Source organism: Stenotrophomonas sp. 278, from assembly GCF_003935715.1.
In the GTDB taxonomy this organism is placed as follows: domain Bacteria; phylum Pseudomonadota; class Gammaproteobacteria; order Xanthomonadales; family Xanthomonadaceae; genus Stenotrophomonas; species Stenotrophomonas maltophilia_AH.
In genome coordinates, this window is sequence record NZ_RHPP01000225.1 from 1 (window position 1) to 4,032 (window position 4,032).

Genomic DNA, 4,032 nt, shown 5'->3' on the forward strand with positions numbered 1-4,032 from the left:
AGCCGCTGCAGGGCCAGCCGTACCCGGGCCAGCCGGCACCGCAGGGCGGGTACCCGGCGCAGCAGGGCGTGCCGGGTCAACAGATGCAGGGGCAGCCGGCCATGAGGCCAGCACAAGGTAATTCCACCGGAACTGCTGATGGAGCAAGCAACCGATGAGTCGTCGAAAGGTAAAGGGAGGCGCATTGGCCTTCGTGTCAATGCTGTCGCTGATGTTCTCCGCAGGCGTTTCGGCGCAGGCGGTCGATCACTACGAGTATGAGCAGGACCGCATCTATCCGGTTCGCACCGGCCTGGGTCTCACCACCCAGATCGAACTGAGCCCGAACGAGAAGATCCTCGATTACAGCACCGGCTTCAGCAGTGGCTGGGAGCTGACCCGCCGCGAGAACGTCTTCTACCTGAAGCCGAAGAACGTGGACGTGGACACCAACATGATGGTGCGCACGGAAACCCATTCCTACATCTTCGAACTGAAGGTCGTGGCCACCGACTGGCGTCAGCTGGAACAGGCCCGTCGTGCTGGCGTGCAGTACAAGATCGCCTTCACCTATCCCAGCGATACCGAATTCGGCATCGCCCAGACCGCCGTCGAGGAAGAGGCCAAGCCGCTCCTCAGCACCGAGCTGGCCAAGGATCGTCAGTACAACTTCGACTACTCCTACTCGACCCGCCGCCCGAAGAAGATGGGCTGGCTGATTCCGGTCAACGTGTATGACGACAGCCGTTTCACCTACGTGAAGCTGCCGAACTCGCCCGAGTACAAGACCGGTATTTTCCCGGCAGTGTTCGGCCGTGACGCGGAATATGGTGAGGAGTACGTGGTCAACACCACCGTGGAAGGCAACACCCTGATTGTCCACGGCACTTACCCGTACCTGGTTGTCCGCCATGGCGACAACGTTGTGGGCCTGCGAAGGAACGTGAAGAAATGACCCAGCACAACACTCCGGGCAACGACCCGAACGACAATCGCGACGACGGGCAGGGCCAGTACGGCCACGACAACGTCGATCCGTCCAACCCGTACTTCGGCAACACGCAGGCGCAGGCCGCTCCCAACCTGGACGCGGCAGCACCGCAGCTGCGTTCGGCCGAAGAGCAGCGCCTGAACCGCAAGGCGCTGGCGTTCCTGGGCGGCATTCTGGTGCTGCTGGTGGCCATGGGCTTCCTGCTGTTCCGCAAGGGCAGCTCGGACGACGAGGTCAAGAAGCAGGCCGAAACCACCCGTGCCTCCGCACCGGAAATGCCGCGCCTGGGGCCGGACACGTCTGCCATGGTTCCGCCGGTGCCGACCGAAGAGGCCCAGCCGATCCCGATGCTGCCGCCGCTGCCGGAGCGTGAGCCGGAGCGTGTCAGCGCTTTCAATACGCGTGAGCCGGCCGAGCGTGAAGTCGATCGTGGCCCGAGCCTGCTTGACCGCCGCATTGGCGGCGGTGGTGGCGTGGGCGGTGGCGATGGCAACGGCGCGTCGAACCCGAACGACGAATACAGCAAGATGATGATGGCCGCGATCCAGGCCAGCAACGGCGGTGCGCCGGCCGCTCCGGCCAAGGTCCAGCGTGGGCCGGACGTGGAAGACGTGTCCAACGCGTCCTTCATCCGCTCGCCGGATGCGCTGCTGGTGCGCGGCACCTACCTGCGCTGCATCCTGGAAACCCGCATCATCACCGACTACGCCGGCTACACCTCGTGCCTGCTGACCGAACCGGTCTACTCCATCAATGGCCGCACCCTGCTGCTGCCGAAGGGGTCCAAGATCTACGGTTCGTACGGCGGCGGCCCGGTGGGCGATCGCGTAGAAGTCATCTGGGACCGCATCACCACGCCGAACGGTATTGACGTGGCGATGTCCAGCCCGGGTATCGACGGTCTGGGTGGCGCGGGCCTTCCGGGCCAGTACAGCGCGCACTGGGGCAAGCGCATTGCCTCGGCGCTGATGATCAGCCTGCTGGCCGATGCCTTCAAGTACGCTGCGGCAGAACATGGACCGGAAAGCACCACGGTGACCAACAGTGGCCTGGCCATCCAGTCGCCGTATGAAAGCGCCACCGCGCGTCAGATGGAACGTCTGGCTGGCGAAGCGCTGAGCAACCGTCCGCGTCCGACCGTGACCATCAACCAGGGCACGCGGATCAATGTCTATGTCGCCAAGGACGTCGACTTCACCCAGGTTCTTGGACGCCGTTGACGGATTGACCTGACCATGGATGCAGAAGTGGCCCCCATTGCCCAAGTCTCCAGCGATTTCCTGCGCTATCAGTACGAAGTGCTGGGAATTGCCGAGTACATGAGCTCGCCGGACGTGACGGAAATCTGTATCAACCGTCCCGGCGAGCTGTACCTGGAAACCCGTGCGGGGTGGCAGCGCGTGGAAGTGCCGACGCTCACCTTCGAGCGGGCGCGGCAGTTCTGCACGGCGGTGGTGAACGAAAGCAACACCGGTCAGCGTATTACCGACGCTGACCCGGTGGTGTCGCTGACGTTCCCCACCGGCCAGCGTGCGCAGTTCGTGATCCCGCCGGCGTGCGACGCCGGCAAGGTCTCGATCACCATCCGTCTGCCGTCCAAGCACACCAAAACGCTGAGCCAGTACCACGAGGACGGTTTTTTCAACCAGATCCTGGAACAGGACGGCAGCCTGAGCGAACAGGACCGCGAACTGCTGGAGCTGCGTGCCAGCAAGCAGTACGCGGAGTTCTTCCGGCACGCGGTGAAGTACCGCAAGAACATCGTCGTTTCCGGTGCCACCGGCAGCGGCAAGACCACCTTCATGAAGGCGCTGGTCAACCATATTCCGGACAACGAGCGGCTGGTCACCATCGAGGACGCCCGCGAGCTGTTCCTCACCCAGCCCAACGTGGTTCACCTGCTGTATTCCAAGGGTGGCCAGAGCACCAGCAACGTCACTGCCAAAAGCTGCATGGAAGCCTGCCTGCGCATGAAGCCCGAACGCATCATCCTCGCCGAGTTGCGCGGCGATGAAGCGTTCTACTTCATCCGTAACTGTGCGTCCGGCCACCCCGGTTCGATCACCAGCTGCCACGCCGGCAGCCCGGAACAGACCTGGGACCAGCTGGCGCTGATGGTGAAGGCCTCCACCGAAGGTTCCGGTCTGGAGTTCGACGTGATCAAGCGGCTGCTGATGATGACCATCGACATCGTGGTGCACATCAAGGCTCACGCCGGTTCGCGTTACATCACCGGCATTGATTTCAATCCCGGCCGTGCGCAGGGACAGGAGGGCTGATGCTTCCCGGAATTGAAGCCGCTGCCTGCCAGGACATGGCCGTGCCCATGGACGTGATGCAGCACGTGATCAATGTGGAATCCTCACGCAACCCGTTCGCCATTGGCGTGGTGGGCGGCGCGCTGGCGCGCCAGCCCAAGAAGCTGGATGAAGCGCTGGCCACCGTGCGCATGCTGGAAGAGAAGGGCTACAACTTCTCGGTCGGTCTTGCCCAGGTCAACCGCTACAACCTGGCCAAGTACGGTCTGGACTCGTACGAAAAGGCCTTCCGCCAGTGCGAAAACCTGGTAGCTGGCTCGCGTATTCTGGCCGAATGCTACAAGCGCTCCGGCGGTGACTGGGGCAAGTCGTTCAGCTGCTACTACTCCGGCAACTTCACCACTGGTTTCCGCCACGGCTACGTGCAGAAGATCTACGACTCCATCCAGCGCAGCCAGCGTGTGGCCGCAGTGGGCGGCACCAGCCCGATCGACGTGGTGCCGCGTGGTACCTCCCGCCGCAGCGTCAAGGTCGAGCACCATCCGCAGTTTGATTCGCCGGCTCCGAGCCGCATCATCGCCTCAACCCCCGCCATCGCGGCGGCCTATGCCCAGGCGCAGACGCTGCCGGACGACCCGGCGCGCGCCTTCGTGGTGTATCCGTCCACCAAGGACGCGGTGCGTGGCAGCCTGCTGAACACCGCGGACCAGGCCTTGTCGCGCGTGGTGCTGGGGGCCGTGGACAGGGTGATGCCTCAGCCTGCCGCCGCGCCCCAGCAGCTGCCCGTGCCGCAGGCACCGTCGC

General features: G+C 63.9%; 4 protein-coding genes. All 4 read left to right on the top strand.

Annotated features, from left to right (window positions below; translation table 11 throughout):
* Positions 1-154 precede the first annotated feature (154 nt).
* The gene (locus EGJ34_RS20805; protein ID WP_125362319.1) at positions 155-934 is read left to right on the top strand and encodes a TrbG/VirB9 family P-type conjugative transfer protein; all 780 of its coding nucleotides are present in this window, start codon (positions 155-157) and stop codon (positions 932-934) included.
* The gene (locus EGJ34_RS20810; RefSeq protein WP_125362320.1) at positions 931-2,190 is read left to right on the top strand and encodes a TrbI/VirB10 family protein; all 1,260 of its coding nucleotides are present in this window, start codon (positions 931-933) and stop codon (positions 2,188-2,190) included. Before EGJ34_RS20805 ends, EGJ34_RS20810 begins: the two co-directional genes overlap by 4 nt.
* A 15-nt stretch (positions 2,191-2,205) precedes the next feature.
* The gene (virB11, locus tag EGJ34_RS20815; RefSeq protein WP_125362321.1) at positions 2,206-3,249 is read left to right on the top strand and encodes a P-type DNA transfer ATPase VirB11; all 1,044 of its coding nucleotides are present in this window, start codon (positions 2,206-2,208) and stop codon (positions 3,247-3,249) included.
* A partial coding sequence (locus tag EGJ34_RS20820; RefSeq protein WP_148100544.1) for a lytic transglycosylase domain-containing protein occupies positions 3,249-4,032 on the top strand: 784 nt, incomplete at its 3' end. The genes virB11 and EGJ34_RS20820, both read left to right, overlap by 1 nt.